General features: G+C 66.6%; 25 protein-coding genes and 5 tRNA genes. 12 read left to right on the top strand and 18 right to left on the bottom strand.

Annotation, left to right across the window (positions count from 1 at the left end; translation table 11 throughout):
* Nucleotides 1-109 precede the first annotated feature (109 nt).
* The 3 genes from ACZY08_RS16320 to ACZY08_RS16310 form a co-directional block, all read right to left on the bottom strand.
* Complete coding sequence (locus tag ACZY08_RS16320; RefSeq protein WP_463745628.1) at nucleotides 110-1708, bottom strand: PPE domain-containing protein; 1599 nt, start codon at nucleotides 1706-1708, stop codon at nucleotides 110-112.
* 224 nt (nucleotides 1709-1932) lie between these two features.
* Nucleotides 1933-2586, bottom strand: coding sequence for a biliverdin-producing heme oxygenase (locus tag ACZY08_RS16315; RefSeq protein ID WP_463745629.1), 654 nt, complete (start codon nucleotides 2584-2586; stop codon nucleotides 1933-1935).
* 91 nt (nucleotides 2587-2677) lie between these two features.
* Nucleotides 2678-3244: a TetR/AcrR family transcriptional regulator gene (locus tag ACZY08_RS16310; protein WP_463745630.1), complete on the bottom strand. Its 567-nt coding sequence runs from the start codon at nucleotides 3242-3244 to the stop codon at nucleotides 2678-2680.
* Between the two features lie 160 nt (nucleotides 3245-3404).
* Between ACZY08_RS16310 and ACZY08_RS16305 the strand changes: the two genes are divergently transcribed.
* Together ACZY08_RS16305 and ACZY08_RS16300 are read left to right on the top strand one after the other, a co-directional pair.
* On the top strand, nucleotides 3405-5042 hold the full coding sequence (locus tag ACZY08_RS16305; RefSeq protein ID WP_463781822.1) for an alpha/beta hydrolase: 1638 nt from the start codon (nucleotides 3405-3407) through the stop codon (nucleotides 5040-5042).
* A 38-nt stretch (nucleotides 5043-5080) separates the two neighbouring features.
* On the top strand, nucleotides 5081-5533 hold the full coding sequence (locus tag ACZY08_RS16300) for a hypothetical protein (protein WP_463745632.1): 453 nt from the start codon (nucleotides 5081-5083) through the stop codon (nucleotides 5531-5533).
* An 11-nt stretch (nucleotides 5534-5544) separates the two neighbouring features.
* On the opposite strand, the gene ACZY08_RS16295 is transcribed toward ACZY08_RS16300, so the two are convergent.
* Nucleotides 5545-5617 (bottom strand) — tRNA-Gly (locus ACZY08_RS16295).
* A gap of 182 nt (nucleotides 5618-5799) precedes the next feature.
* Here ACZY08_RS16295 and ACZY08_RS16290 point away from each other — a divergent pair.
* The gene (locus ACZY08_RS16290) at nucleotides 5800-7509 is read left to right on the top strand and encodes a serine/threonine-protein kinase (protein ID WP_463745633.1); all 1710 of its coding nucleotides are present in this window, start codon (nucleotides 5800-5802) and stop codon (nucleotides 7507-7509) included.
* 64 nt (nucleotides 7510-7573) lie between these two features.
* Here ACZY08_RS16290 and ACZY08_RS16285 read toward each other — a convergent pair whose 3' ends face one another.
* The 5 genes from ACZY08_RS16285 to ACZY08_RS16265 form a co-directional block, all read right to left on the bottom strand.
* The gene (locus ACZY08_RS16285; protein ID WP_463745976.1) at nucleotides 7574-7900 is read right to left on the bottom strand and encodes a hypothetical protein; all 327 of its coding nucleotides are present in this window, start codon (nucleotides 7898-7900) and stop codon (nucleotides 7574-7576) included.
* A 169-nt stretch (nucleotides 7901-8069) separates the two neighbouring features.
* Nucleotides 8070-8144 (bottom strand) — tRNA-Val (locus ACZY08_RS16280).
* A gap of 17 nt (nucleotides 8145-8161) precedes the next feature.
* Nucleotides 8162-8235: transfer RNA gene (locus tag ACZY08_RS16275), tRNA-Cys, on the bottom strand.
* Between the two features lie 31 nt (nucleotides 8236-8266).
* Nucleotides 8267-8339: transfer RNA gene (locus ACZY08_RS16270), tRNA-Gly, on the bottom strand.
* Nucleotides 8340-8448: 109 nt separating this feature from the next.
* Nucleotides 8449-8859, bottom strand: a complete 411-nt coding sequence (locus ACZY08_RS16265) for a hypothetical protein (protein ID WP_463745634.1) — start codon at nucleotides 8857-8859, stop codon at nucleotides 8449-8451.
* Nucleotides 8860-9070: 211 nt separating this feature from the next.
* Between ACZY08_RS16265 and ACZY08_RS16260 the strand changes: the two genes are divergently transcribed.
* Both ACZY08_RS16260 and ACZY08_RS16255 read left to right on the top strand, forming a co-directional pair.
* Nucleotides 9071-9145 (top strand) — tRNA-Val (locus ACZY08_RS16260).
* A 105-nt stretch (nucleotides 9146-9250) separates the two neighbouring features.
* Nucleotides 9251-11641, top strand: a complete 2391-nt coding sequence (locus ACZY08_RS16255; RefSeq protein ID WP_463745635.1) for a Tex family protein — start codon at nucleotides 9251-9253, stop codon at nucleotides 11639-11641.
* A gap of 3 nt (nucleotides 11642-11644) precedes the next feature.
* Here the strand turns inward: ACZY08_RS16255 and ACZY08_RS16250 are convergent, their stop codons facing one another.
* Complete coding sequence (locus ACZY08_RS16250; RefSeq protein ID WP_463745636.1) at nucleotides 11645-12358, bottom strand: TVP38/TMEM64 family protein; 714 nt, start codon at nucleotides 12356-12358, stop codon at nucleotides 11645-11647.
* Nucleotides 12359-12448: 90 nt separating this feature from the next.
* Between ACZY08_RS16250 and ACZY08_RS16245 the strand changes: the two genes are divergently transcribed.
* Nucleotides 12449-12853, top strand: coding sequence for a DUF302 domain-containing protein (locus ACZY08_RS16245; protein WP_463745637.1), 405 nt, complete (start codon nucleotides 12449-12451; stop codon nucleotides 12851-12853).
* A gap of 8 nt (nucleotides 12854-12861) precedes the next feature.
* On the opposite strand, the gene ACZY08_RS16240 is transcribed toward ACZY08_RS16245, so the two are convergent.
* Complete coding sequence (locus tag ACZY08_RS16240; RefSeq protein WP_463745638.1) at nucleotides 12862-13218, bottom strand: MerR family transcriptional regulator; 357 nt, start codon at nucleotides 13216-13218, stop codon at nucleotides 12862-12864.
* Nucleotides 13219-13277: 59 nt separating this feature from the next.
* On the opposite strand from ACZY08_RS16240, the gene ACZY08_RS16235 reads away from it, so the two are divergent.
* Together ACZY08_RS16235 and ACZY08_RS16230 are read left to right on the top strand one after the other, a co-directional pair.
* Nucleotides 13278-14147: a polysaccharide deacetylase family protein gene (locus ACZY08_RS16235; protein WP_463745639.1), complete on the top strand. Its 870-nt coding sequence runs from the start codon at nucleotides 13278-13280 to the stop codon at nucleotides 14145-14147.
* A gap of 119 nt (nucleotides 14148-14266) precedes the next feature.
* Entirely contained in the window at nucleotides 14267-15568 is a 1302-nt protein-coding gene (locus tag ACZY08_RS16230) for a cytochrome P450 (RefSeq protein WP_463745640.1), read from the top strand.
* On the opposite strand, the gene ACZY08_RS16225 is transcribed toward ACZY08_RS16230, so the two are convergent.
* Nucleotides 15565-16581 (bottom strand): ketopantoate reductase family protein, encoded by a 1017-nt coding sequence (locus tag ACZY08_RS16225; protein ID WP_463745641.1) that lies wholly within the window; start codon nucleotides 16579-16581, stop codon nucleotides 15565-15567. The two genes, ACZY08_RS16230 and ACZY08_RS16225, sit on opposite strands and share 4 nt — an antisense overlap.
* A complete protein-coding gene (locus tag ACZY08_RS16220; RefSeq protein ID WP_463745642.1) occupies nucleotides 16578-17510 on the bottom strand; it encodes a LysR family transcriptional regulator in 933 nt (310 codons plus the stop codon). The genes ACZY08_RS16225 and ACZY08_RS16220 overlap by 4 nt, the downstream gene beginning before the upstream one ends.
* A 297-nt stretch (nucleotides 17511-17807) precedes the next feature.
* On the opposite strand from ACZY08_RS16220, the gene ACZY08_RS16215 reads away from it, so the two are divergent.
* Genes ACZY08_RS16215 through ACZY08_RS16200 form a run of 4 tightly spaced genes read left to right on the top strand, consistent with a single transcriptional unit; the run spans nucleotide 17808 to nucleotide 21341 of the window.
* On the top strand, nucleotides 17808-18746 hold the full coding sequence (locus ACZY08_RS16215; protein ID WP_463745643.1) for a TauD/TfdA dioxygenase family protein: 939 nt from the start codon (nucleotides 17808-17810) through the stop codon (nucleotides 18744-18746).
* On the top strand, nucleotides 18746-19543 hold the full coding sequence (locus tag ACZY08_RS16210; RefSeq protein ID WP_463745644.1) for an NADPH-dependent oxidoreductase: 798 nt from the start codon (nucleotides 18746-18748) through the stop codon (nucleotides 19541-19543). Before ACZY08_RS16215 ends, ACZY08_RS16210 begins: the two co-directional genes overlap by 1 nt.
* A gap of 57 nt (nucleotides 19544-19600) precedes the next feature.
* A complete protein-coding gene (locus tag ACZY08_RS16205; RefSeq protein WP_463745645.1) occupies nucleotides 19601-20533 on the top strand; it encodes a metal-dependent hydrolase in 933 nt (310 codons plus the stop codon).
* Between the two features lie 10 nt (nucleotides 20534-20543).
* Nucleotides 20544-21341 (top strand): SDR family NAD(P)-dependent oxidoreductase, encoded by a 798-nt coding sequence (locus ACZY08_RS16200; RefSeq protein WP_463745646.1) that lies wholly within the window; start codon nucleotides 20544-20546, stop codon nucleotides 21339-21341.
* On the opposite strand, the gene ACZY08_RS16195 is transcribed toward ACZY08_RS16200, so the two are convergent.
* The 5 genes from ACZY08_RS16195 to ACZY08_RS16175 form a co-directional block, all read right to left on the bottom strand.
* The gene (locus ACZY08_RS16195) at nucleotides 21342-22409 is read right to left on the bottom strand and encodes an NAD(P)H-dependent amine dehydrogenase family protein (protein ID WP_463745647.1); all 1068 of its coding nucleotides are present in this window, start codon (nucleotides 22407-22409) and stop codon (nucleotides 21342-21344) included.
* A gap of 89 nt (nucleotides 22410-22498) precedes the next feature.
* On the bottom strand, nucleotides 22499-23458 hold the full coding sequence (locus ACZY08_RS16190; RefSeq protein ID WP_463745648.1) for a glycine betaine ABC transporter substrate-binding protein: 960 nt from the start codon (nucleotides 23456-23458) through the stop codon (nucleotides 22499-22501).
* The gene (locus ACZY08_RS16185; protein ID WP_463745649.1) at nucleotides 23458-24237 is read right to left on the bottom strand and encodes an ABC transporter permease; all 780 of its coding nucleotides are present in this window, start codon (nucleotides 24235-24237) and stop codon (nucleotides 23458-23460) included. The genes ACZY08_RS16190 and ACZY08_RS16185 overlap by 1 nt, the downstream gene beginning before the upstream one ends.
* Nucleotides 24234-25421 carry an ABC transporter ATP-binding protein gene (locus ACZY08_RS16180; RefSeq protein ID WP_463745650.1) on the bottom strand — a complete coding sequence of 396 codons (1188 nt, stop codon included), beginning with the start codon at nucleotides 25419-25421 and terminating at the stop codon, nucleotides 24234-24236. Before ACZY08_RS16180 ends, ACZY08_RS16185 begins: the two co-directional genes overlap by 4 nt.
* The gene (locus tag ACZY08_RS16175) at nucleotides 25414-26061 is read right to left on the bottom strand and encodes an ABC transporter permease (RefSeq protein WP_463745651.1); all 648 of its coding nucleotides are present in this window, start codon (nucleotides 26059-26061) and stop codon (nucleotides 25414-25416) included. Before ACZY08_RS16175 ends, ACZY08_RS16180 begins: the two co-directional genes overlap by 8 nt.
* Nucleotides 26062-26143: the final 82 nt, after the last annotated feature.

The following is a 26143-nucleotide window of genomic DNA, read 5'->3' as shown; positions in this document are numbered from 1 at the left end:
CCTACTTCCCGGAATCACCAGTATTGCCGTGAGCTCCGGAGTATCGCGCCCCGTGGACGGCTGATTCCGCCGGTTCTCACGAATTGTTCACAGCCTCAACATGGATCGGTTAGGCATCGCCTTCGCGGTCGGCTCCCAGTGGCGTGCCGGTGTCGACCTGCCAGCTTCCCGGCATCATCGGGATCGTGGTGCCGTTTCCGAAGGTGTCGTCGGCCAACGTGGTCATGCCGGCCGGTTCGGCAACGGTGGACTTCACTGCGGTGCCGGTGAATCCGAGGTTTCCGGCGCCGCTGTCGGAGGCGCTCGTGGTGACGGGCTGCTCGGGCGGCGCTGCGGCAGTGGCACCGTCGGCCGTCATGAACTCATAGCGGTAACCGCGGTCCTTTGCTGTCCCCGCGCGCCGCTTGCGGGCCTGAGCCCTTCGCTTGTTGATGGCGGCGGCGGTCGCCGCGGCTGCCGCAGAGGCCCCGACGGAGTCCGAGGCCTGGGCAGTGGCGCTGTATTTCGACGTCGAGCCGAATCCGAATCCTGCGCCCCCGCCCGGCACGGCATAGAGGGCGGTCTCGGCCCCGGCGGGCATCGGAGTGGGAGTTGACGGTGCAGGGGCGGCAGGCGCCGAGGTAGGCGCCGTCGTTGGTGCGGCGCCCGCAGCCACCGATGCCGGTGCCGAGGAGCCGGGAAGCGCGGCGACCGCGGGTTGCTCGGCGGGGGTGGCCGCCTCGGTGGGCGTGTCGATCGGAATGTCGTAAGCCTGTGCCAGCCCCACGATCCCGAGCAGGCCGAGCATCGCCGGGGAGGCCGCGGCGACCGCCGCGGCGTACAGCGGGGTGCCCAGTACGGCGAACACTGCCGTGTAGGCACCGAGGAAGAACACGTTGATATATGTGCTGAACAACAAGGACGGATCGGCGATGATCTCGGCGAGGACCTGCGGGATTCGCCAAGGCTCGAGAATGAATTGCCTGAGCTGGTCGTACATTCCGTAGAAGTGCTCAGATTGCCCGGCCAGCCAGTTCCCGATCGGGTCGTTGGCTTTGATCCACTCGATGAACTCCTCGTACGAACTGATCACGTCGCTCAAGCTGAGGGAAGAGCCCGATTCGCCGGCCCGGGCCACGGCGGCAGACTGCATCATCGTGGCCGATGCGGAACCTGCTTCCCCAACCCCCGGTGCGAGCAGTACCGGTGCCGCCGTGGACGGCGGTGCGGTCGCCACCGCAACCTCGGTGGACGACTGGTAGACGGTCATCGTGGTCGCGGCCTGAATCCACATCCGGACGTAGTCGGCCTCATTGACCGCGATGGGTACGGTGTTGATCCCGAAGAAGTTGGTGGCCACCAGCACACCGAGGGTCGCGCGATTGGCGGCCAGCTCCGCCAGTGTCGGCATGGCCGCCAGGGCGGCGGTGTACGAGGCCGCCGCGGTCTCGATCTGGGCGGCCACCCGTGCGCTACTTGCACTCGAGGCGCCCAGCCAGGCCAGGTAGGGGAGGTGTGCCGCCGTGTACCGCTCGGCGCTGGCACCTTCCCACGCCCCGGCCTGCACGGCGCCCACTAATGTAGTTAATTCGGTTGCAGCCGAGGAGTATTCGGTACTCAGCGAGCTCCATGCCCCCGCCGCCGCCAGCAGTGGTCCGGCGCCAGGACCACTGCTGAGCAGCGCTGAATGCACTTCGGGTGGCAGCGCCATCCACACCGGGGCGGTCATCGCAGACCACCGAAGACGGGCGAAGTGGCGTCGTTTGCCGAAGTGGGGATGGGGGTGCAGATAGTCATCGCATTGTCCGGGCAGTGCGTGCAGGTGGCCCGGTTCTCCTCTCGATCGCTTTGCCCCCCGGTGGCTAAGTATGGTTAGCATAAGCTAACTTTTGCCGATTTGGGGTATGAACTTGCTATGTACTTGCCGTAATCGTCAATTTGGGGCGGGCGAGATCAGCGGCGGTAAGCGGGCAGGTTGGCGGTGAGTTCGTCGAACAACGCCTGGTTCAGCGCGAAGGCCACCTTGACCTCATCGACGACGCGGTCGATGTCGTCCTGATCGAGGTCGAGGCCGTCGAGGCGGGCCCGGTAGGCATCCTTGTACGGCTTGGGGCGCATCGGAAATTCGTAGAAGGACAGGCCGGCGCCCTCTAGGTCGAAGGACCGGTCGAGCACCCGTCCGATGGCCTGGCCGCCCGACAGGTCACCGAGGTAGCGGGTGTAGTGGTGGGCCAGAAGGGCGCCACCCCAAGCAGATTCGGCGATCCGGGTGCAGTAGGCCTGGGCGGCGGGGGAGGAGACTTCGCGTGCTGAGTCCGGTGCCCAATGGTCGAGGTCGGCCTCGATGGTGCCCGACCGTTCCAGCATCGGGTCGTGGAAAGCGCCGATGACGGGGTCGGTCCGCCGGGCCCGGACCGTGTCCTCCAACGTGCGATAGACCGCGCGCAGTCGCAGCAGATAGTCGACGTAGCCCTGGCTGTTGAGCCGCCCGTTGAGCAACTCCGACATGAACGACGACTGCTCGGCGGCGGCGTGTTCGCTTCGCGAGTCCTCGCGCATCGCGACGGACAGCGATCGGACGGTCTCGGGGGCAACGGCGCTCGGCATACTCTGGCTCCAGGTGTTTTAACGACAGGTTGTCAACATCATGCCGACAATCTGTCAGGAAACCTAGCACCGGGTCGCGCGGCGTGGGGTCCTACGTTTTCGCGGACAGTGCGCGCAGGACAAACTGCTCGATGGCCGTCACCGGAAGGTGGCGTGGCGCCAGGCACGCATGAATCAGCGACATCGTGGCGGCCTCGTCGTCGATGGCGAACTGCCCGGAAGCCACGCCCTGGGACAGGATCTCGCGCAGCACGTCCTCGACGGCGACCACGTGGTCGCGGATGGCCAGCATGGTCTCGGTCGACAACGCACCGTAGAGCTGCATGCCCATGCCCATGTGGAATTCCTGCCCGGCCTCCAGCTGGTGACGGATGTAGACCTTCAGACGCTCGGCGGGGTCGTCGACCTCGGACAGGACGGCCCGCAATCCGTCGAGGTAACGGGTCGTCTCATGCGAGGCGAACGCGATCACCACCGATTCCTTGTCGGGGAAGTGGTGATAGATGGCCGTCCGCCCGATCCCGGCCTCGGCCGCGAGCTTGGCCATCGTGATCGCGTCGAAGCTGTGGTCGGCCATCAGTGCCGCGAAAGCCTCGAAGATGCGCTGTTGGACCAGCTCGCGGTGTTCTTCGACCGATGAGGCGCTGATCCTGGGCACGCTCGACTCTAACGCCGGCTCTGCCAGCGGATTCTGTTAGTCCAGGCTTAGCTGCCGGGCGGTGCCCGGGTGGTCCACTACAGTCTCGATACCCCAACCAATCGAAGGGCGGTACTTCGTGCTGCGTGCCCTGCGGGATTTTCCCCTCCGTGGGCGCGTGGTGACCGCCGCTCGCGCCCTGCATCCGGTCGGATTGTCGGTCGCGCTGCTGTTCTTCGCCTGGTCGATGAGCCCGTCACTGCTGCCGCGGGCCTGGTATCTGCAGGGGGTCGCGACGGGCATCAGCGTCGGGATCGGATACGGGCTGGGGTGCGCGACGGCGTGGGTGGTGCGGCGTTGCGGCATCAGTCCGCCATGGTCCTCGCGCACCCGACGGATCGGGTGGTGGACGCTGGCCGGTGCCGCCGTCGTGGTCGTCCCGACGTTTCTGGTGCTCGGGTCGTGGTGGCAGCAGATCCTGCGCGACCTGATCGGTATGCCGCGTGCTGAGCGGTCGTTCTACATCGTGGTGCTGTTCCTCGCCCTGGCGATTGCGCTGGCGCTCGTGGCTGCCGGGCGTGGATTACGGTGGGCCACCAATCGTTTGACCGATCTCGGCGGCCGGGTCGTACCCGGCCCGGTGGCTCGGTTGGCCGCGGTGGTGGTCGTGGTGGCGCTGGTGGTGATGGGGCTCGACGGAGCGCTACATCGCGGCCTGCTGAGCATGGCTGAACGTTCGGCCAAAGTGGCCGACAAGACCACGGCGCAGGGAGTGGTGCGGCCGACCGCGCCCGAACGCTCGGGTTCGCCGGCCTCGGCGCAGGCGTGGGACACCCTGGGGCGCGAAGGCCGTACGTTCGTGGCCGACGGACCTGGCGCCGAACAGATCTCGAAGGTCACGGGCGCCCCGGCGCGTACCCCGATCCGGGTGTACGCCGGACGCACCTCCTCCGACAGCGTCGAGGGCATCGCCGCGCAGGTGGTCGCCGAACTACGTCGTACACATGCCTTCGAGCGCAAGGTGCTGGCCGTGGTGACCACCACCGGGCGGGGCTGGGTGAACCCGAACGTGGCGGCTGCCCTCGAATACGTCAACGGCGGGGACACCGCGATCGCGTCCATGCAGTATTCGTTCCTGCCGAGCGCGCTCTCCTTCATCGCCGACCGGGAGACTCCGTCCTTGGCCGGCCAGGCGTTGTTCGAAGCGGTGCACCGGGTTTGGGCAGCGCTGCCGGAAGCCAAGCGGCCGAAACTGGTTGTGTTCGGTGAGAGCCTGGGTTCCTTCGGCGGCCAGTCGGCGTTCGCCTCCGGCGCCGATATCGTCAGCCGCACCGATGGCGCGTTGTTGGTGGGAACGCCCAACTTCGCGCAGCCGTGGGGCAGGCTCACCGCCAGCCGGGACCCCGGCTCGCCCGAACGCCTCCCGGTGATCGACGGAGGCCGCCACATCCGCTTTGCCTCCCGGACCTCTGATGTGAATCTGGCTGGACCCTGGGATTTTCCGCGCGTGGTGTTCTGGCAGCACGCCAGCGATCCGATCACGTGGTGGTCGTTCGACCTGTTGCTGCACCGCCCGGACTGGTTGCGGGAACCGCTGGGACCCGATGTGGACCCGGGGATGCGGTGGCTGCCGTTGGTCACCTTCTGGCAGGTGACGCTCGACATGATTTTCTCCGCCGACGTGCCCTACGGGTACGGACATGCCTTCGGTCCGGATGCCGCTGACCTGTGGGTCGACATCCTGGCACCGCGCGGATGGGACCCGGCGCTGACCCAGCGGATCCAGGACGCGATCGTGGGGGCCGCGCTGCCCGAGTGACCCAATTGTCCGGCGGACTTCGCATAGGCTGCGCATCCGTGGATGGACTGTTCGGGTGGGTCATCGGTGTGGTGTTTTTGTTCTGGCCGGTCTTGCTCGCGATCGGTGCTGTTGCGTGGCGCAACGAAGTGCTCGCCAAGCGGATTCGCGTGAACCAGGCTCAGCTCGGGATCCTCGTCGGACAGGCGATGGAGGAGGCTGCGCGCGGTCGCGAGCTGGGTACGGAGAAATCGTTCGTCGCATGGCGCGTCGACTGGGCCGAAGACGGTGTCATGCGAGTGCAGAACACCGGACGTGACAAGGCTCGCTCGGTCACAGCCAAGACGTCGAATTCCTCCGGGTCGGCCGAAAAGACCGTGAGTTCGGTGGGTCCGGGGGACTCCGTCAGCCTGGGTGTTGTGTTGGCCGCTGCAGGCGACACCGAGGTTGAGCTGACGTGGCGCACAGAGCTGGGCCGATGGACGACCGAGCGGTACGCGGTCAAGCGTTGATCGCACCTTTGAGCGGATGACGGGATTCGAACCCGCGACCCTCACCTTGGCAAGGTGATGCGCTACCAACTGCGCTACATCCGCGCGCCACGAGCGAGATCGTCGCCCGTCGCGAAGCCGAACACTAGCCCACCGATGCGCGCAGGCACAAATTCGTCGGTCTGACTTGCATTGTGGGGCAAGGAGAAAAGTGCGCACCGCGCCGAGGACCTCGGTGATAGGGATGCCGGCGGCAGGCGTCGGAGGGCAGTTCGTAGGATTCCTGGATGCCGCTCAACGTCGGTGAGACGTTCTCCGTGTTCCGGATCGTTCGACCGCTGGAGTCAGGTGGGACGGGGGAGGTCTACCTCGCCCAGCATCCCAGGCGTGGTGGCCGTGAGGTGTTGACGGTGCTGCCCGAGGACTGGTGCACCGAGCCCGGCTACCGGGAGCGGTTTCACCGCGAGGCGGATGGGGCCGCCACGTTGTGGCACCCGATCATCGCCAGGGTTCGTGGTCGCGGGGAACACGACGGTCAGTTCTGGATATCGACGGACTTCGTCGATGGCGCGGATCTCGCGGGTCTCCTCGATCAGCGGTACCCGAACGGCTTGCCGCGCGAGCAGGTTTTCCGCATCGTCATCGCGGTGGCCGGGGCGCTCGACTACGCACACAAGCACGGTTTGCTGCATCGCGACGTCGGGCCGGCCAACATCATCCTCACCGACATCGAGGGTGATGCCGAGTCGTGCGCCGTTCTGGTCGGTCTTGGTATCGCTCGCGACCTCCGGGCCGAGGACGGGCCCGGCTACCGCGCACCCGAACAGCTGATGGGGGAGGACGTCGACGGCCGTGCAGACCAGTACGCCCTGGCCTGCACCGCGTACCACCTATTGACCGGTACGCAACTGTTCGCCCACGCCAATCCCGCCGTCGTGGTCAGCCGCCACGTCAACTCCAAGCCGCCGGCGTTGGCCGAGATCCGGCCCGAGTTGGCCGATCTCGACCCCGTGCTGGCCAAAGCTCTGGCCAAGAACCCGGCTGACCGGTTCGCCAGCTGCGGTGCGTTCGCACATGCCCTGGCCGATGAAACCCCGTTGCCCGCGTTGACTTTGGTGCCTGCGCCGGCCGCCCCGACGCCCGCGCCCGAGTTTCGGTTACCTCAGAAACCAGGCTGGGTGCCCATCGCGGTGACCGCCGCCGTCTGTGTCATCGCCGGCGTCGGCATGTGGCAGCTCTGGCCGTCCGCCGACGCCGCAGCGAGTGAGCAGGCGAGCCCGCCGCCGAGCACAGCCGTTGCGAGCGCCACGAACGCGGTGGCGACCCCGGCGCCCAGCAGTCCGGTCTTCGACGGCCTCTACCGACTCGACTACGACAACCCCCACGCGACCCTCAACGGCAATCCGTGGCCGGCGGCCGGCAATCAAATCGCAAGCTACTGGTGGGCTTCCCGATCGACGTGCAAACCCTCGGGATGTGTTGCGACGTCGACGCGTATGGACAGCACCAACCATGCCGTCCCCTACCTCGAGGGCGGCGGCATGACGGCCGTGTTCCGCTTCGTCAACAATTCCTGGTTGGGCGATCCGGGGCGGGGTTCACTGCCCTGCGAGGCGCCGAACGCCGGCCAGGCGCAGGCAATGGACACGGCGTTGGCATTGACGCCGCAGCCGGACGGCGGGCTGGCCGGCGCTCAAACCACCACCATCCAATCCAACGAGTGCGGGTTGCAAGGCGCGGTGATCACCGTGCCCGTTCGTGCCACCCGGCTCGAGGATGTTCCACCCGGCAACCCGGTCGCCGACCCTGCCGCGGTCGCCGAATTGCCGCCACCCGCTCCTCAATTGCCCCCGCCGGTACCGGCTGGCCCGCCACCGCCGCTTGCGCCGCCTCCGCCACCGCTGCCGGCCGCCCCTCCGTTGGCGCCGCCGCCGGCGATCGGCGCGATCTTGCCGAACCCCATGCCACCCGCCGCTCCGCCACTCCCGCCGGCGTAGATGCCGGGGCCGGGCGGCAACAGGAATTCAGCCGCTCTGCCGAAAAGCGCCGCCCGGGTGCTACTTACGTGCTGGCCGACGCTCTTGCCCCCGGTCCCTCATAAGGCTTGAGTGTCCATGCGGGGATCCAGTGGGTCACTGTCTTCTCGTTCGCGCCAAAGCGAATGGGGTACGTGACGAGGCCCCACCATTGGCCTTGTTCACACAGCGCCCAGCAGGTCAACGTGCCTTCGACAACTTTGTTCATCTGGATCCCCAGCGGGTGGTAGCGGCCCGTGAGGTGTGGTTCGCGGGGGAACAGAGCGACCAGATCGACCAGGACGGGCGCGGGTGGCCGTACGACGCGGAACGCGTCACGGACGGGTTGCCCGCCGTAGCCGATCGCCTGCATGTCACCCACATATCGATCATATGTTCGAAGGTGATCGAACGAGATGCCATCGCGTATGACGTCGGCCCATCAGTCTGTGTGTTCGCGAATTATCGAGGGCTGCAGGGAAGTCGAACTTGTGCAGACAAACAAGAAAGGCCCGGAATACCGGGCCTGACCTGCGAAGATATGGTGCGCGATACTGGGATTGAACCAGTGACCTCTTCCGTGTCAGGGAAGCGCTCTCCCGCTGAGCTAATCGCGCGGGTTGAATCTCTTTCTTGGAGGTGGAGACGGGAATCGAACCCGTGTGCACGGCTTTGCAGGCCGTTGCCTCACCACTCGGCCACTCCACCAATGGGGTTGATGCCACAAATCGCACCTTCGAGCGGATGACGGGATTCGAACCCGCGACCCTCACCTTGGCAAGGTGATGCGCTACCAACTGCGCTACATCCGCGCGCCACGAGCGAGATCGTCGCCCGTCGCGATGCAGAACATTAGTCCACCGAAGTGCGCAGACACAAATCCCCATTACGAGCGGGCAACGTGCGGCCAAAAACGGTGTTTCAGAACAGGTGATAAGCCGCCTGCGAGAGGGTGAATCCATGGCGGGTCTTGGTGTCGACACATGTGATGCCGGTCCCAGCGCTCTCGCAGCGGAGCGTGCCGGCGGTGATCGAGTCTCGGTAGCCCAGTTGGACACCCGCACTCGGCGTGGTGTCGCCGGCGCAGACGAATTGCGCGGGACGCCCCGGGCTGAGCGTGATCCCGTGGCCGTAGTCGAACGCACAGCTGGCCGGTCGCAGTGGTGGGGCCCAGTTACGTTCGGCGATGTCGCAGCGCGCCGTCGTGGCATCAAGGTGGCACCGCACGTTGCCCGAGGGTGAGCTGAAGCCGGTCGGCCCCGTGACCTGCCGGTTCACCAGGTCGGCGACGCTCTGGATGTTGGGCGTTACGGCCGGAACTCGATCTGTCATGGGGTCTGGGGCGCTGTGGCAGCCCGAAAACAGTGCACTAGCAGCAAAAACGGCGCCGCCGACCGCCGGCCAGCGGACCTGCAGGTGAACCATGACGGGTGACCATACGCCCGCATCGGCGTGCATATTTGGCAAATCAAACAAGTCGAATGCGTGGGCGCCGATTCGGGGCTGACCGCCCACGCGTGCTAGTGTTCGACGTCGTTCCCACGGTCTCGTAGCTCAGTGGGAGAGCGTCCGCCTCACACGCGGAAGGTCGCTGGTTCGATACCAGCCGGGACCACCATCATCACAAACGGCTTCGGAGAAATCCGGGGCCGTTTTTTAGTGGCCGGACACACACGTCGGCGTGACCGAGTGTTGTCCGTCCGATTCGGTAGGGTCCTCCGACGTGACTCAGAGCGTGACCGTCGGAACCATCAAATCCGTAACTGCCCGTCTGGCCGAGGAACTCGCCGTGCGTGAGGGGCAGGTCGTCGCCACAGTGGCCCTGCTGGACGAGGGCGCAACGGTGCCGTTCATCGCCCGGTACCGCAAGGAGGTCACCGGCAGCCTCGACGACGGCCAGCTGCGCCTCCTGGAGGAGCGCCTGGGTTACCTGCGTGAGCTCGACCAGCGTCGAGAGGCAGTGCTGGCCTCCATCGAGGAGCAGGGCAAGCTCACCGACGAGCTGCGGACGGCTCTGATGGCCGCCGACACCAAGGCTCGGGTCGAGGACATCTACCTGCCCTACAAGCCCAAACGTCGCACCAAGGCGCAGATCGCGAAGGAAGCCGGCCTGGAACCGCTGGCAGAGCGGCTGCTGGCCGATCCGACGCTGGTGCCCGACGAGGTTGCCGGCGAGTTCCTCAACGACGAGATCGCCGACGCGCCGGCGGCGCTCGAAGGGGCTCGCCACATCATCATCGAGCGGGCCTCCGAGGACGCCGAGTTGGTCGGCGCGACTCGCGAGAAGTTCTGGGCCGACGGATCGCTGCGCACTGCGCCGTGGTCCGAGGAAGCGGCGAAAAGCCCCGCCGCGCAAAAATTCCGGGACTACTTCGAGTTCTCCGAACCGCTGGAGAACATGCCGTCGCACCGGGTGCTCGCCGTGCTGCGCGGCGAGAAGGAACAGGCACTGTCACTGAACTTCGACGGTGGCGAGGACGAGCTGTACCAGGCGATGATCGCCCAATCGCTCGGCATCGACATGGCCGCCAAGGCCCCGGCCACTCCGTGGTTGACCACCACCGTGCGGCTGGCCTGGCGCGCGAAGCTGATGATCTCGGCCGCGGTGGACGCCCGCATCCGGCTCCGTCAGCGCGCCGAGGAGGAGGCGGTGGCGGTGTTCGCCCGCAACCTCAAGGACCTGCTGCTGGCCGCACCGGCCGGCACCCGCACCACCCTGGGCTTGGACCCGGGTTTCCGCACCGGGGTCAAGGTCGCCGTAGTCGACGCGACCGGCAAGGTCGTCGACACCTGCGCGATCTTCCCGCACCAGCCGCAGAAGCAGTGGGACCAGTCGAAAGCCGTCCTGGCGGCGCTGATCGCCCGGCACAACGTCGAGTTGATCGCCGTCGGCAACGGGACGGCCTCGCGTGAGACCGATGCCCTGGCCAGTGAGCTGATCGCCGACATCCGGTCCGCGGGGGCGAAGGCGCCGGTGACGGCCATGGTCAGCGAGGCGGGTGCGTCGGTGTACTCGGCGTCGGAATACGCGGCCCGCGAGATGCCGAACCTCGATGTGACGCTGCGCGGCGCGGTCTCGATCGCCCGCCGGCTGCAGGATCCGCTGGCGGAGCTGGTGAAGATCGATCCGAAGTCGATCGGGGTGGGGCAGTACCAGCACGACGTGACGCCGGGCTCGTTGGCGCGCAGCCTCAATGCGGTTGTCGAAGATGCGGTGAACGCGGTGGGAGTGGATCTCAACACCGCTTCGGTGCCGCTGCTGGCCCGGGTCTCGGGGGTTACCGAATCCTTGGCCGAGGCCATCGTGGCGCACCGCGAGAGCGCCGGCGCGTTCCGTAGCCGTAAGGCGCTGCTGGATGTTCCGCGCCTGGGCCCCAAGGCCTTCGAGCAGTGCGCGGGCTTCCTGCGGATCCGCGACGGTGAGGACCCACTGGACGCTTCCGGGGTGCACCCCGAGTCCTACCCGGTGGTGCGGCGCATCCTGGACCGCTCCAACGTGACGCTGGCCGAGTTGATCGGTGACGAGCGCACCCTGCGGAAGCTCAAGCCTGCCGAGTTCGCCGACGAGCGGTTCGGTGTGCCCACGGTGACCGACATCCTGGCCGAACTGGAGAAGCCGGGGCGTGATCCGCGTCCGGCGTTCTCCACGGCCACCTTCGCTGCCGGTGTCGAGAAGGTCGGGGACCTCAAGCCCGGCATGGTCCTGGAGGGTGTGGTGACCAACGTGGCGGCCTTCGGTGCATTCGTCGACGTGGGTGTGCACCAGGACGGGCTCGTGCACGTCTCGGCCATGGCCGACCGGTTCGTCTCCGACCCACACGAGGTGGTGAAGTCCGGACAGGTGGTCAAGGTCAAGGTTGTCGAAGTCGACGTGGAGCGGCAGCGCATCGGCTTGACCCTGAGGCTCAACGACACCCCGCAGCAGGGCAAGCGGCCCGACCGGGGCGGCCAAGGCGCCCAGGGTGGTCAGGGAGGCCAGAACCGCGGCGGAAATCAGAGCCGGGGCGGGGATCGGCGAAACCAGAACCGCGGCAACAACTCCGGGCGTCGCGAGACCAGCCAACCGACGGGGTCGATGGCCGAGGCGCTGCGTAACGCCGGTTTCGGAAAGTAGCGGTTACGACGTCTGCTCCGGGGCCTGGTCGGCCCCGGAGTGGTGGCGACGCCACGAGCGGTAGCCGCGGTGGGCGGCGAACGCCCCGATGACGGCGGTGACACACCACACGCCGATCGCGGTGTAGGCCAACGGTGCCGAAAGGTCACCGATGGACGCGCCCAGTGCGGTGTAGACGAATGCGCGCGGCACCGAGCCGATGAAGGCCCCGGCCGCCATCTGCCACAACGGCACACCGAATGCCCCGAAGGCGTAGGAGGCCAGGGCGTCGGACAGGCCTGGAACAAAACGCTGCCCGACGACCGCCCACAGGCCGCCCCGCTGGATCTGGTGGTCCAGCCGGTCCGCCCGCTGCGCCCCGAGTAGGGCCCGGGCACTGTCACGGCCGGCGCGCCGACCAACGAGGCTGGCCACTACGGCCGTGCCCACCGTGGCGCCCAAGGTCACGAAGGTGCCCAGGACCGGGCCGAACAGCACACCGCTTCCCGCGGCCAAGATCGGGCCGGGGACGAACAGCGCGCCGAGACAGGCCGAGACCACGACGTAGGCCAGTGGTGCAGCGGGTCCCGTCGAGGCGACCAGGGCCCGGATGTCGTCGACATCGATGACGCGGGCCACGGCCACCAGGTAGAACAGGCCGAACAGAAATGCCGCGAAGGCGACGAGCCGCAGTATGTGCGGTCGCCGGTTGATGGCGGGGGGATTGGCGTCAGTCATGTCGGCCACGATTGTTCCGCATCGTGCGACATCTCGACGCGTAGCGTGAGGTCAGATGCGGGTGCGACGAGAGGACGGAAGGAATAGGAGATGGACATCGCATTGGTGACCACCACAAGAGGGCCGTTCGACGAGGCTGTCGCTCGCACGAGAGAAGCGCTGGCCGGCCAGGGGTTCGGGGTGTTGACCGAGATCGATATCAGGGCGACGCTGAATGCCAAACTAGGCGGTGGTGCCGGCGAGGCCTTGGGGGACTATCTGATCCTGGGTGCCTGCAACCCTCAGTTCGCGCAGCAGGCGCTCAACGCGTTTCCGCAGATCGGCGTGCTGTTGCCGTGCAATGTGGTGCTGCGCGCCGGTCCTGGTGATGACGCGGTGATCGTCGTCGAGGCGATGAATCCCAGCCTGATGCCCGAGGTGACTGACGCGCCGGCCCTGGTCGATATCGCGGCCGAAGTCGGCCGACGCCTGCAGGCAGCACTCGACACTCTGTAGGAGCCGAGTCACCCCGACGCCGCGTCGATCACCCCGTCGAGAATCTCGCGTGACGTCGACAAGTCCCGGATCGCCTGCTCGAGCCGGTTGCGTTCGGCGGAAAGCTCGCTCAGTAGGCGGGGTGTGGCCTCCGGGGCAGGTCCGCCGTCGGCATCGCGCATACACGGCAGGAGCGATGAGATGGTGCGGCTGTGCAACCCTGCCGCGTAGAGCTCCTGGATGCGTATCACGCGGTCGACGGCATTCTCCAGATACTCGCGTTGCCCGCCCGGGGTGCGGTCGGACACCAACAGGCCCTGCTCCTCGTAATAGCGCAGCGACCGTTGGCTGACCCCGGTGCGGTGCGCGAGTTCGCCTATACGCATATGCCAGTTATACCGACGTGACTTGACCCTGACATCGGTGTCAGCTCGTACCGTTCGTCATGACCACGTCGCAGCCGCCTTTCACCTACAGCCCCATCACTGAACGCGCGCCGATCCATTGGCCCGGTGGCGCGCGTGTCGCGGTGTACATCGGACTCAACGTCGAACACTTCCTCGCCGACCGGCCCTCGACGAGTATCTGGCCGGGCACCGCGGAGCTGACCCCGGATGCGCTCAACTACGGCTGGCGCGATTACGGCGCCCGAGTGGGGATTTGGCGCATGATCGAGGCCCTCGACCGGTACGGTGTACAACCCAGTGTGCTGCTGAATTCGGCTGTCATCGAACACCATCCGCAGATCGTGGCCGCCGGTGTGGAACGCAATTGGACATGGCTGGCGCACGGGCAGACCAATTCGATACTGCACACCGGTTTCGGCGTCGGGGAGGAGCGTCGGATTCTCGCCAGGATCGCGGACGACATCACGGATGCGACGGGCCGGCGCCCGCGCGGCTGGATGGGGCCGGGCTTGACCGAAACCGCTCACACCCCGGAATTGTTGGCCGAACTCGGTTTTCACTATGTCCTCGACTGGACCAACGATGACCAGCCGTACCCGCTGATAGTCCCAGACATGCTCAGCGTGCCGTATTCGGTGGAACTCAACGACCTTCTGATTTTCGGAAAAGGTTTCACCGGGCCCGAGTTCGTGCAGATGGTGATCGACCAGTACGAGCAGCTGCATGCGGACTCCGCTACCAGTGGTCGGGTAATGGCGTTGGCGCTGCATCCGTTCGTGATCGGACAACCCTTCCGGCACAAGTACCTCGAGCAGGTCCTGGAGTACCTTGCCGCGCAACCTGATGCGTGGTTGACGACCAGCGACGAGATCGCGGCAACCCAACGGATTGATTGCGAACGCCAGTAACCGCAGCACGATTGGGCTCACAATGCTGGACCCGCGCTGTGGTGGATGTCACACTGCGGATAAGCGGCGGGGCCGATAATCGCTGGTTCGTGTCGCCAGGTAACGCGGAGAGGACCACGATGACAGCAATCACCGGCATCGCCCACCGCACCAACGGCGCCACGCCACCGTCGGTGCCGCTCGCCGAGATCGACCTCGGATCGCTCGACTTCTGGGGGCGTGACGACGATGTCAGGGATGGAGCCTTCGCCACCCTCCGGCGCGACGCCCCGATCTCGTTTTTCGAGGTGGCTGAGTACGCCGGATTCCCCGGTGGCTCCGGGCACTGGGCGCTGACCCGCCATGACGACGTGCACTTCGTCAGCCGGCATCCGGAGCTGTTCAGCTCCAGTCCCACGAGCACGACCCTCAACGACGTCCCCGCCGAGATCGCAGAGTTCTTCGGGTCGATGATCACGCTGGACGACCCCCGCCACACCCGGCTGCGGTGCATCGTCAACCGTGCCTTCACACCCAAGGTGATCGCGCGGATCGAGCAGAGTGTGCGGGACCGCGCGCATCGCCTGGTCTCGGAGATGGTGGACGCACATCCGGGCGGCACCGCAGACTTTGTCGAGGCGGTGGCTTCGCCTCTGCCACTGCAGATCATCTGCGACATGATGGGCGTCCCCGAAGAAGATCAGGCCAAGCTCTTCCACTGGACATCGGTCCTCATGGGGGCCGGGGACGACGAGGTGTCCACCGACGAATTCAGCTCGTATCTGCAGGTGGCCACCGAGCTGGCCGGCTACGGCGTCGCATTGGCCGAACAGCGCCGTGAACACCCCGGCGACGACCTGACGACCAGTCTCGTCGAGGCCGAAGTCGACGGAGAACGGTTGTCGTCCAACGAGATCGCGTCGTTCTTCATCTTGTTGACCGCCGCGGGCAACGATACGACGCGCAACGCGATCAGCCACGGCATGGTGGCGCTCAGCCGTTATCCCGACGAACGTGCCACGTGGTGGAACGACTTCGACGCGGTATCGCCGACGGCAGTCGAAGAGATCGTGCGTTGGGCGACACCGATCATCTTCATGCGGCGCACGCTCACCGGGGACGTGGAGCGCAGCGGCGTCCAGATGAAGGCGGGCGACAAGGTCTCGATGTGGTACAACTCGGCCAACCGTGACGAGCAGACCTTCGCTGACCCGTGGCGGTTCGACGTGTTGCGAAACCCCAATCCGCACATCGGATTCGGTGGGGGTGGCGTGCACTTCTGTCTGGGAGCCAATCTCGCCCGGCGGGAGATCCGGGTGGCCTTCGACGAACTGCGCCGCCAGGTGCCCGACATCGTGGCGATCGGTGAACCCGCCATCCTGCGGTCGGCATTCGTGCACGGTGTCAAACACCTGCCGGTCGCCTGGACCACGGCTGTCTAGGCCGACGCGATAGGGATGCCGTTGGGGCGCGATGGGATCGTGGCGGCCCCGAGTTTCTTGAGCGCGGCGGCGGCGTCGAGTGAACGCACCGGACGCCCTACCCGGGCATGGTCGGCGGTGACCCGCTGGATCAGCTCGTTGACGGGTGCGCGCAAACCGTGCAGGCGGGCCTGCAACACGATCTCGCCGTTGAACCAGTCGGTTTCGACCTGAGTGTGACCCCGGGCCACGCTCTGCCAAGTGGAGCTCAAGTAGTCGCCGTTGACCCGGCCTTGCAGCAGGTCTCCGCGGCGCAGTGCGTCCTGTTCGGCAGTGACGAAGGGAATCCCGGCGGCGGTGAGTACATGTTCGGCCTCTGAGTGGGCGCGGGCGACCAATTCGTCAGCGTCGGGTCCCGGACGGTACACCGCGATCACCCCGTTACCGAGATTGGCGATCAGCTTGCGGTATTTCCAGGCCACGATGTCATCGCGAACCAGCGAATGGAACCGGGCCTCGCGCAGCGTCGCGGCCGTCTGTTCGGCCAGCCTGTCATGGCCGGTGGGGTAGCGGCCGAGATCGAGAATCCCCGCCACCGGATGGCTCTGTTGGATGACCACACCGGGTTCGAGGTGGGCGGCCGGGAGCATCACCGTCACGCCGTACACGTTGGCGAACCTCCGGAGGGCGGCAGCCTCGTTGGTGACGCCGTTCTGAGCGATGAGCACCGGCGTTTCCGGCCGGGCGTGCGCACTGAGATCGTCCAGGGCCGAGGCAGTTTGGTGACTCTTGACCGCCAGTATCACCACTGGGTCGGTCGACCAGTCGACCTCGCCGGCGCCCGCCGCGGTCGGTATTGCCACGGTGTCCGCCCCGGCTTGCGTCACCAGAGTGAGGCCGCGGGAGCGGATTGCGTCGAGGTGCTCGCCCCGGGCGACGGCGGTAACGTCGAAACCGGCCAGCCACAGTCGGGCGGCGATCACACCGCCGATCGCGCCGACTCCGTACACCACGAGTGGTCGAGGCGTTGTCACGATGCGACGCCCAGCGACTCGGCGGACTGCCCGGGTAGCGCCTGATCCGCGATCGTCCGCAGGGTGCGCAGGATCAGTGCGATGTTGGGATCGCGCTGCCGGCCGGCGCGGACCACAGCACTGATGGTGCGTCCGCCGAGCGCGAGGCCATCCACGATCAGTCCGTGCAGCTTGGACGGAACAGACAACCTGGGCACGATGGCCGACGCTACCTCGGTGGCCGCCAGCTCGCAGATGTTCTGGGCGCCGATCAGCCGATGCTTGACCTGCGGGGTGAAACCGGCCTTCTCGCATGCCTTTGTGGCGGCGATGTCCAGGCCGGAACTCTGCGGGCCGGTCACCCAGAACCCGTCGGCAAGTGCGGACAGGCCCTGCGTGCGGATACGCAGGTGCGACTGGGTGGGAGCGAGCAGCACGAACGGCTCGAACAGCAACGGCACCGTGGTCAGGCCGCCGGTGGAATCAGGCCCGAGGAAGTCGTATTGGCACGTGATCGCGACGTCGACCTCGCTCTGACGCAGCAACCGTATTGCGGCCACGCTCGTGTCCTGTCGAACCTGCACCCGCAGATTCGGCTCCTCGGCACCGAGCTGCTGCATCAGGGGAACAGCCAGGGTCGGGATCCCCATGTTGAACGTGGCGATCGCAACCTGCCCCGCCACCCGATCCCTGGTTTCGGCGACCGCGCTCATGGCTTCGTCGACGGCGGCCAGAACGCGGCGCACGTGTTCGGCGAGGACCTGACCGCTACGGGTGAGTCCGAGGGTTCGCCCGTCCCGGCGGAACAGCACCGCACCCACTTCCTCTTCGAGGACGCGAAGCTGTTGGGATACCGCAGAACTCGTGATGTTGCGGTGTTCGGCCACGGCGGTCACCGAGCCGAGGTCTGCGAGATCGGACAACAACATCATCCGACGTAAGTCCAGCATCTCTTACCTCCTGCGAGGTGATGGTCGCAGACCGGCGGAGGGGTACGGCCGTTGTGTCGCGTCCTCTGACCAGCGCCGAGGCTCTGATCAGGGCTTTGTGCGGCGTGGAGCGTAGGAATCACGGCGGTTGTAATTCTCGTGCCTGCCGGCATCGCCTGAGATGTTAAGTCGCACTGAAAGGTTCCGGTAGCGAAAGACGCTTGTTCAGGGTCGCCTCCGCGCTGACGCTGACGAGAGCGAGGCGGGCAATGCCGCCTCGCTCGGCCCACGATCACACCACCACAAGGGAGCCCACAGATGACCGACGTCACCGAAAAGCGACTCACCGACACCGGTCTGGACGTCGTTCCACAAGCCGGATACATCGGTGCCGAGATCCGCGGAGTCGACCTGCGTAACACGCTGGAGCCCAGCGTGATCGAGGAGATCCGCACTGCGCTGCACACCTACAAGGTGATTTTCTTCCGCGATCAGGAGATCGGTCACGCCGAGCAGATCGCCTTCGCCCGGCACTTCGGTAAGGTGACCCCGGCCCACCCGCACGAGGAGGAGCCGCCGGAGGGTTTCCCCGAGATCCTTCCGATCGACAGCCGCCGCTACGAGCGTCATCTCGGCCGTAAGCGCACGTCGTACGACAGCAGCTGGCACACCGATGTGACCGCACTGGTGAATCCGCCGGCTGCCTCGATTCTGCGGGCCCACATCCTGCCGCCGTACGGAGGTGACACCGCGTGGACCAACCTTGTCGCGGCCTACGAGAACCTGCCCAAGGAGCTCCGTGACTTCGCCGACAAGCTCGACATCAAGCACCAGTTCAACACTCAGGCCGTCGAGGGCAGCCAGCGCGATCGCAAGGTGCGTGAGGCGAATCTCGTGTCGTACCACCCTGCCGTCCGGGTACATCCCGTCACGGGGGAGCGCGCCCTGTTCGTGAGCCCTGGCTTCACCCGGGGTGCGCGCAAGATCCGGGGTTACACCCCGTCGCAGAGCGAGGCGATCCTGAAACTGCTGTGGGACGAGGCCACCCGCACCGAGTACACCGTCCGGTTCCGTTGGGCCCCGGGCAGTATCGCGTTCTGGGACAACCGGGCGACCGCACACCTGGCAATTCCCGACGCCGGGCACCTCGACTACGACCGGGTGCTCTACCGCGTCACCCTCGAAGGCGACATCCCCAAGGGTGTCGACGGCCGCGAGTCCGAATCGGTCTCCGGCGTGCCGTTCCTGGGATCCTGATGACGGTTATCGCGCGCTACGGCGATGTCGATGCGACGCTCGACGTCCACAACCCCACGCTGGCACTGCAACTGGCGCACCGTTCGGTACGCAAGTTCACCGCGCAACCCGTGGGCGATGAGCAACTGGCGGCGCTGGTCGCCGCGGCTCAGTCCGCGGCGACCTCGTCGAACCTGCAACCGTGGAGCGTGATCGCCGTGCGGGACCCGCTGCGCAAAGCCCGGTTGGCCGCTCTGGCCAACAACCAGCAGTTCGTCAACGAGGCCCCGCTGTTCCTGGTCTGGGTGGCCGATCTGGGGCGGGCCCGCCGGTTGGCGCAGCGGTTCCGCGTGGCCTTGGACGGCGCGGACTACCTCGAAACCACGATCACCGGGTTCGTCGACACCGCGCTGGCCGCGCAGAACGCCGTCGTGGCGGCCGAATCGCAGGGTCTCGGAACAGTTTTCGTCGGTGCCGTCCGCAACCATCCGGAGGAGGTGGCGGCAGAGCTGAGTCTGCCGCCGCACGCCGTGGCGACGTTCGGGCTGGCCGTCGGCAACCCCGATCCGACGGAGAACGCCGGGATCAAACCGCGGCTGCCCCAGGCTGCGGTACTGCACCAAGAGCAGTACGACGCAGGCTCCGCCGACTCGCATCTGTCCGCCTATGACGAGCGGTTGGCCGTCTACAACACGCGCTACGGACTGTCGGGCAGCTGGAGCGAACGGGTGCTGAGCCGGTTGGCCGGCCCGCACTCCCTGTCCGGACGACACCGCCTGCGTGAGCAGCTCGAACGCCTCGGCCTGCCCTCGCGGTGACCGGTCGGGTCCAATCGCCGGGTTTACGCACGGGCGCGGAACTGCCACGCTCGAGAGATGACCGACCTGGTTGTACGCAAGATCCGCTGGGAGTTCGACCCGACGGTGCCGTTCCTGTGGCAACCGTGCAACCCGAATTTCGGCATGTTCTGCAATGTGTTCACCTTCATCGCGGTCCCGTTCGAGCGGTATCTGATCAAGGCGCTGCGTACGGCGCAGGACAGGCTCGATGAGTCGCCCGAGGTCGCCGTCGAGGCGGACGCGTTCCTGCGCCAGGAGGGGCAGCACGCCGCGGCGCATCGCAAGCACATGGCTGCACTGATCGCGCAATACCCGGGGCTGCAGCGGGCCTACGATGCGGCGACGCGGTCCTTCGACAATCTCATCGCTGCCCACCCCGTCGAGTTCCACGCCGCCTATATCGCCAACCTGGAAGCCACCTTTACCCCGCTGTTCAAAGTCATACTGGACAACCGCAATTCGCTGTTCGACGGATCGGACGGGCGCGTGGCCGCCTTGATGACGTGGCATTTCGTCGAGGAGATCGAGCACCGTAGCTCCGGGCTCCTGCTGTACCGGCACCTCAGCGACGACGCGTGGTACCGCGTTCGTCACGTGCGCGCCACGTTCCGCCACATCGGTGAGGTGGCCGCGGCGATCGCGCGGGTCGTCGACGAGGTCGTCCCCTTCGAACAACGCGCCGTATCGGCCGAGGAACTGATGTCGATCCGCCTCCTGGTCGACGAGTTCTCCTACCGCGGTCCCGGTGGCAGTCGCCGCAAGGCGCGGCAACGGGGTCCCGCGACCCTGTTCGGCACGGTGCCGACCGGAGACCTGGCCAAGATGGTGTGGCGGCTGGCGTTGTCCCAGATGCCCAACCACAACCCGGCCGCTCAGCCGCTGCCCGCGTGGGCCGATACCTGGATGGCCGAATACGAACGCGGCACCGACATGACGTCCTTCACGCACACGAGAAACGGCGCACCGTAGGTTGGACCCTGTGGATACACCGGTTGCCGTCGTCACGGGAGGAAGCCGCGGGGCTGGCCGCGGGATTGCCACGGCCTTGATCGCGAAGGGGTGGCGGGTATACGTCACCGGCCGCACCGTGACAGATGCCGATGGCGGCATCCCGGTGCAGCTCGACCATTCCGACGACGCCGCCGTGGGAGCGCTGTTCGAGCGGATCGGAGAGCAGGAGGGTCGGCTCGATCTCCTGGTCAACAACGCTGCCTCGGTCCACGACGATCTGGTCAACCCGAAACCCTTCTGGGAGAAGCCGATCGAGCTGGCTGATGTCCTCGACGTGGGCTTGCGGTCGTCGTACGTGGCGTCCTGGTATGCCGCACCGCTGCTGCTGGCCGCCGAGCACGGCCTGATCGCGTTCACGTCGTCACCCGGATCGGTGGCCTACATGCACGGACCCGCCTACGGAGCCCAAAAGGCCGGCGTGGACAAGCTCGCCGCGGATATGGCGGTCGATTTCGCCGACACCGGGGTGTCGACGGTGTCGATCTGGATGGGCATCCTGCTCACCGAGAAGTTCAAGGCTGCGTTCGCCGGACACCCCGATGCGCTGGCCAAGACCGCCGAGCACGCGGAAACCCCTGAGTTCACCGGGTATCTGATCGACGCGCTGTATCGGGACCCGGAGCTGGCGCAGCTGTCCGGTCACACCGTGATCGGTGCCGAACTGGCGACCCGCTACGGCATCACCGACGAAGGCGGGCGGGTGCCGCCGTCCCACCGCGACATGCTGGGGGCGCCGAGGGAACCCAGCTCGGCCATCGTCAGGTAATCAGCGCCGCCGAAAACCGGTGTGGCTGCGGATCAGTGGCAGCGTCGCGAGCGTCGCGAAACCGGGCTCGGCGTCGCACACCTCGGGTACCGCGTTGAGGACCTGCATCGCCGTGGCGACGTTGGCCGACCGCACGTGCTCGGCCATCGTGGCCTCACGGGTGAAGCTCGCCAGGCTGACGAAGTGGGTCTGCATGGACGGGTCACCTTCGATGGTCAGCGTCCAACCGTGCTTGGGCCGCGGCCAATGATCGGGGTACTCGTTGCCGACGGTCCACAGCGCCTCGATCTCGATCAGCGGTTCACCGTCACGCACTCCCACCCAGTTCCACCGTTGCCCGGCAGTGGTTCCGGCGGCCAGCACGTGGTCGAAGATCTGGTGGTCGTGGCGCGCGGCGACAGCATCCACCGACGTGGTGACCTCGTCGATGCCGGCGCCCAGCGCATCGGCCAGCAGCCACACCTGCTGGGAGAAGATCTCGTTGTTGAACGCCAGGAACTCGGTGGCGTCCGCTCCGATGTCGGAGACGGGCTTCCCGAACGACATGTTGTCGAACGTGATGTGGGTGCTGTCGTAGTCCGACCAGTCGGCACGTTCCTGCAGCGTGACCTTGTCGATCGTGCGGCTCATCCCCGACAGCACCAACGGCAACGCGCCCGAGAGATTGCCCGGGTTGATACCGCTGCCGTGCACAGTGGTGCCCCCTGCCGTGCAGGCCGCCAGCAGTCGGTCGCGGTCGGTCTCGGGCAGACGCCGCGGGTGGAACAGGAATGCCGTCGTCACCACGTTCTTGCCGCTGGCCAGGATCGCGCACACGTCATCCAGAACGGCGATCCGCGGGGTGTAGACGACACAGTCGGCGTCCAGCGCGAGGATCGCCTGCACATCGGTGGTGGCGCGGATACCGATCGGCTCCCGGCCCAGCAGGTCGCCGACGTCGACGCCGTCCTTCGATGCCGAGTACACCCGGACCCCGGCCAGCTCCAGGTCAGGGCGGTCGTCGAGGGTCGCCCCCAGCGTCTCCACGCCCACCGCGCCGGTACCCCATTGAATTACCCGGTATGCCATACGTTTTCCGCCTTCGATTTCGCCGCAGTGCGATGGTTCGACAGGCTAGCCATTTTGCGTCCCGGTGTACGGCGGTCGGAGAAATCGGGCTACGTCAGCAGCCCCTCGGCGATCAGCCACTCGCGCGCCACGATGGCCGGATCGTCGCCGTCGCTGTCCACTTTCGCGTTGAGCATCATCATGGTCTCGTTGGTGAGCCGCGGATTGAGCTGGGCGAAGATCTCGGCGAGCTCGGGATGGGCGTCGAGCAGGTCGGTGGCGATGACCTCGGTGAGGTTGTAGAGCGGGAAGAACTGCTTGTCGTCCTCCAGCACCCGCAGATTCAGGGTGGGGATGCGGCCGTCGGTGGTGAACACCTCTCCGAAGTTGCAGTCACCGTTGGCGGTTGCGGTGTAGATGACGCCGGTGTCCAGATGGGTCACCCGGCCCAGGTCGCCGCGGGTCAGCCCGTAGGTCTGCAGCATGGGCACGAATCCGTCATTGCGGTTGGCGAATTCGCTTTCCACACAGAACGTCAGGTCGTGCCGGGGGAGCCGCTTGAGGTCGGAGAGTTTGGTCACCCCGAGCCGCTGGGTCTCCGATGCGCGGATCGCGAAGGCATAGGTGTTGTTCATCGGTGCCGGCGGCAGCCAGGTCAGGTTGTTGGCCTTGTCGGCCTCGTTGACGGCCTGCCATTGCGCCACCGGGTCCTTGATGGGTTGCTCGTTACCCAGGTAGTTGATCCAGCCGGTGCCCGTGTATTCCGGCGAGACATTCGCGGTGCCGTCCAGCATCGCCTGGCGCACACCGAAACTGCCCGGGGTGTTGGTCATGTTGGTGACATCCGCGCCCGCCGCGTTGAGGATGATCGACACCATGTTGCCCAGGATCAGCTGCTCGGTGAAATCCTTCGCGGTCACCGTGATCGGCACGCCCTCAAGCGAGTCGTAATGCTGGATGGTGCCCGGCCTGGCTTCGAGCACCGCCCCGCTCGCCGACCGCAGCCCGCACCCCGCCGCCACCGCAACCACCACGGCCACGGCGAGAAGAAGGCGCAGGGGACCTCGCATCAGAGTCCCTTTGGTGCGGCCACGATTTCGACGATGCGCGCCAACCAGTCGATGAACAGCGCCAGCGCCGCCACCAGGATCGCGCCCACTACCAGGGTCACGGTCTGCTGCAGTTTGATGCCGGTGGTGATGAGCTGGCCCAGCCCGCCGCCGCCGGTGAACGCGGCCAGCGCCGCGGTGCCGACGATGAGCACCAGCGCCGTGCGGACACCCGCGACGATCACCCGCAGCGCCAGCGGCAGCTCCACCTTGACGAGCGTGGCGAACGCTGACATACCCATGCCACGCGCCGCCTCGACCAGTCGCCGATCGACGCCGTCGAGTCCGATGACGGTGTTGGCGACGATCGGCAGCGCGCCGTAGACCGTCAGCGCGACAATGGCGCCCAGGCTGCCGATCCCGAACAGCACCGCGCCCAGCGCGATCAATCCGATTGCCGGTGCGGCCTGCCCGAACCCGGCGACGGTGATGATCGGTTTGGCGTAGCGCCGCATCGGGCCGCGGGTCAGCGCGATCCCGAGCGGGATCGCCACCAGGCACGTCAGCACCGTGGCGGCCACGCTGATCATCATGTGCTGGCGCAGCAGCGTCAGTAGCTGGCTGATGCCGAGTGACCGCTGCTCGGATTCCGACACGTGCGCGACGTTGACGTAGACGAGTGAACCCACCACGGCCGCAATGCAGGCCAGCGGTTGCACCAGCCACCGTCCGAGCCCCAACCGGGTCGACGGCTCCGCCGGTAGGGCCGAGGCCTCGAACTCCGGTGCGCTGGCGGTCATGTGGTGGGCTCCGCGGGGTGTGCTGTGCTGCGCACGTCGGCCATTGCGTCCATGATGGTCTCCACCCGGATCACGCCCTTGTAGACGTTGCGCCGCCCGGTCACCACCACCACACCGTGCGACGAGGTCAGCATGACGTCGAGCGCATCGTTGAGTGTCGAAGCGAGGCTGACCTTTTCGAGATCCTCGTCCCGGCGCACCTGTTGAAGGGATCGCGGGTCGTCCAGTTCGGCCAGCGACATCCAGCGCAGCGGCCGGTCCTGGTTGTCCAACACGATGACGTGTTCGCGTTCGATGGCCTGTGCGGCGCGGATCGCTTGGGCCGGATCGCCGCCGACGTGGGCGACGGCCGCCTCGTGCAACTCGACGTCGCGGACCCGGGTCAGGGTGAGTTGTTTCAGCGCCGCACCGTGTCCCACGAATCCGCGGACGAAGTCGTTGGCCGGGTTGGCCAGGATCTGTTCGGGTGTGTCGTACTGAACGATTTCCGAGCCCTGCTGCAGGATCGCGATCTTGTCGCCGAGTTTGACCGCCTCGTCGAAATCGTGGGTGACGAAGACGATTGTCTTGCGCAGCTCATCCTGCAGGCGCAGCAGTTCGTCCTGCAGTCGCTGGCGGGTGATGGGGTCGACCGCGCCGAACGGCTCGTCCATCAGCAGCACCGGCGGGTCGGCGGCCAGCGCCCGTGCCACGCCCACGCGTTGCTGCTGGCCGCCGGACAGCTCGCGCGGGTAGCGGTCGCGGTACTGGGCCGGATCGAGATTCACCAGCTCGAGCAGCTCGTCGATACGGGCGGAGATCCGCTCCTTGTCCCATTTCAGCAACCTCGGGACGATCGCGATGTTCTCCCCGACGGTGTAATGCGGGAACAATCCCGCGCCCTGGATCACGTAGCCGATGTGGCGCCGGAGTTGGTCGGGGTCGTGACGGGTGACGTCGTCGTCGCCGATCAGGATGCGTCCGCTGGTCGGCTCGATCAGCCGGTTGATCATCTTCATCGTGGTGGTCTTGCCGCAACCGGACGGGCCGACGAGCATCACGATCTCGCCGGCAGGGAACTCCATCGTGATGTTGTCCACTGCCGGAGCGGATTTCGCGTCGTAGCGCTTGCTCACGCCGTCGAGCAGGATCCGCACGCCACTTGTCTCGACGGTTTCGGAATCATTGGTGGCCGGGTCAGACACGGATCCCCCTCGGTGTGGTCAGGCGGGTGATGACGTTGAGGACGGTGTCCAAGATGACTGCCAGGATGAGGATGCCGACAGTGCCGGCCACGATCGAGTTGGTCGCGTTGGCGCCTCCGGTGCGGGAGATGCCGGAGAAGATGTAGCCGCCCAGGCCAGGGCCGAGGGCATATGCGGCGATGGCGGCGATGCCCATCAGCATCTGCGCGGACACCCGTACCCCGGTCATGATCACCGGCCAGGCCAGTGGCAGTTCGAGGCGGACGAGGGTGGCCAGTCGGCCCATGCCCATCCCGCGGGCGGACTCGATGAGGGCGCGGTCCACGCCGGCCAGGCCGACCAGCACGTTCCGCAGGATCGGCAGGAAGCCGAAGAACACCAGCATGAGGACCGACGGCAGCACCCCGATACCGACGATGCCGACGAGCACGCCGAGCAATGCGTACGAGGGGATCGTCAGGCCGACCGACGTCAGGGTGTTTCCGAGCGCGCTGCCCCAAGGCGAGCGATAGATCAATACCCCGACCAACAGTGCTGCCACGGTTGCGATGAGCAGCGTCTGCACCACCAGGCTCATGTGCTGATAGGCGAGAAAGGACAGGACCGACCAGCGGTCTCGTACAAACTCGAAAAAGCCCATGAACGACGCAGCGCCTCCAGTCGGTTACCCGGGGACAGCAGCTCCCCGTCGCCGGGCAAATAGGAGCCTAGTCAAGGCCGGG

The organism is Mycobacterium sp. IDUB_9 (assembly GCF_055419505.1).
The sequence above is the reverse complement of the archived record's forward strand: the minus strand, read 5'-3'. Positions and strand labels throughout refer to the sequence as shown.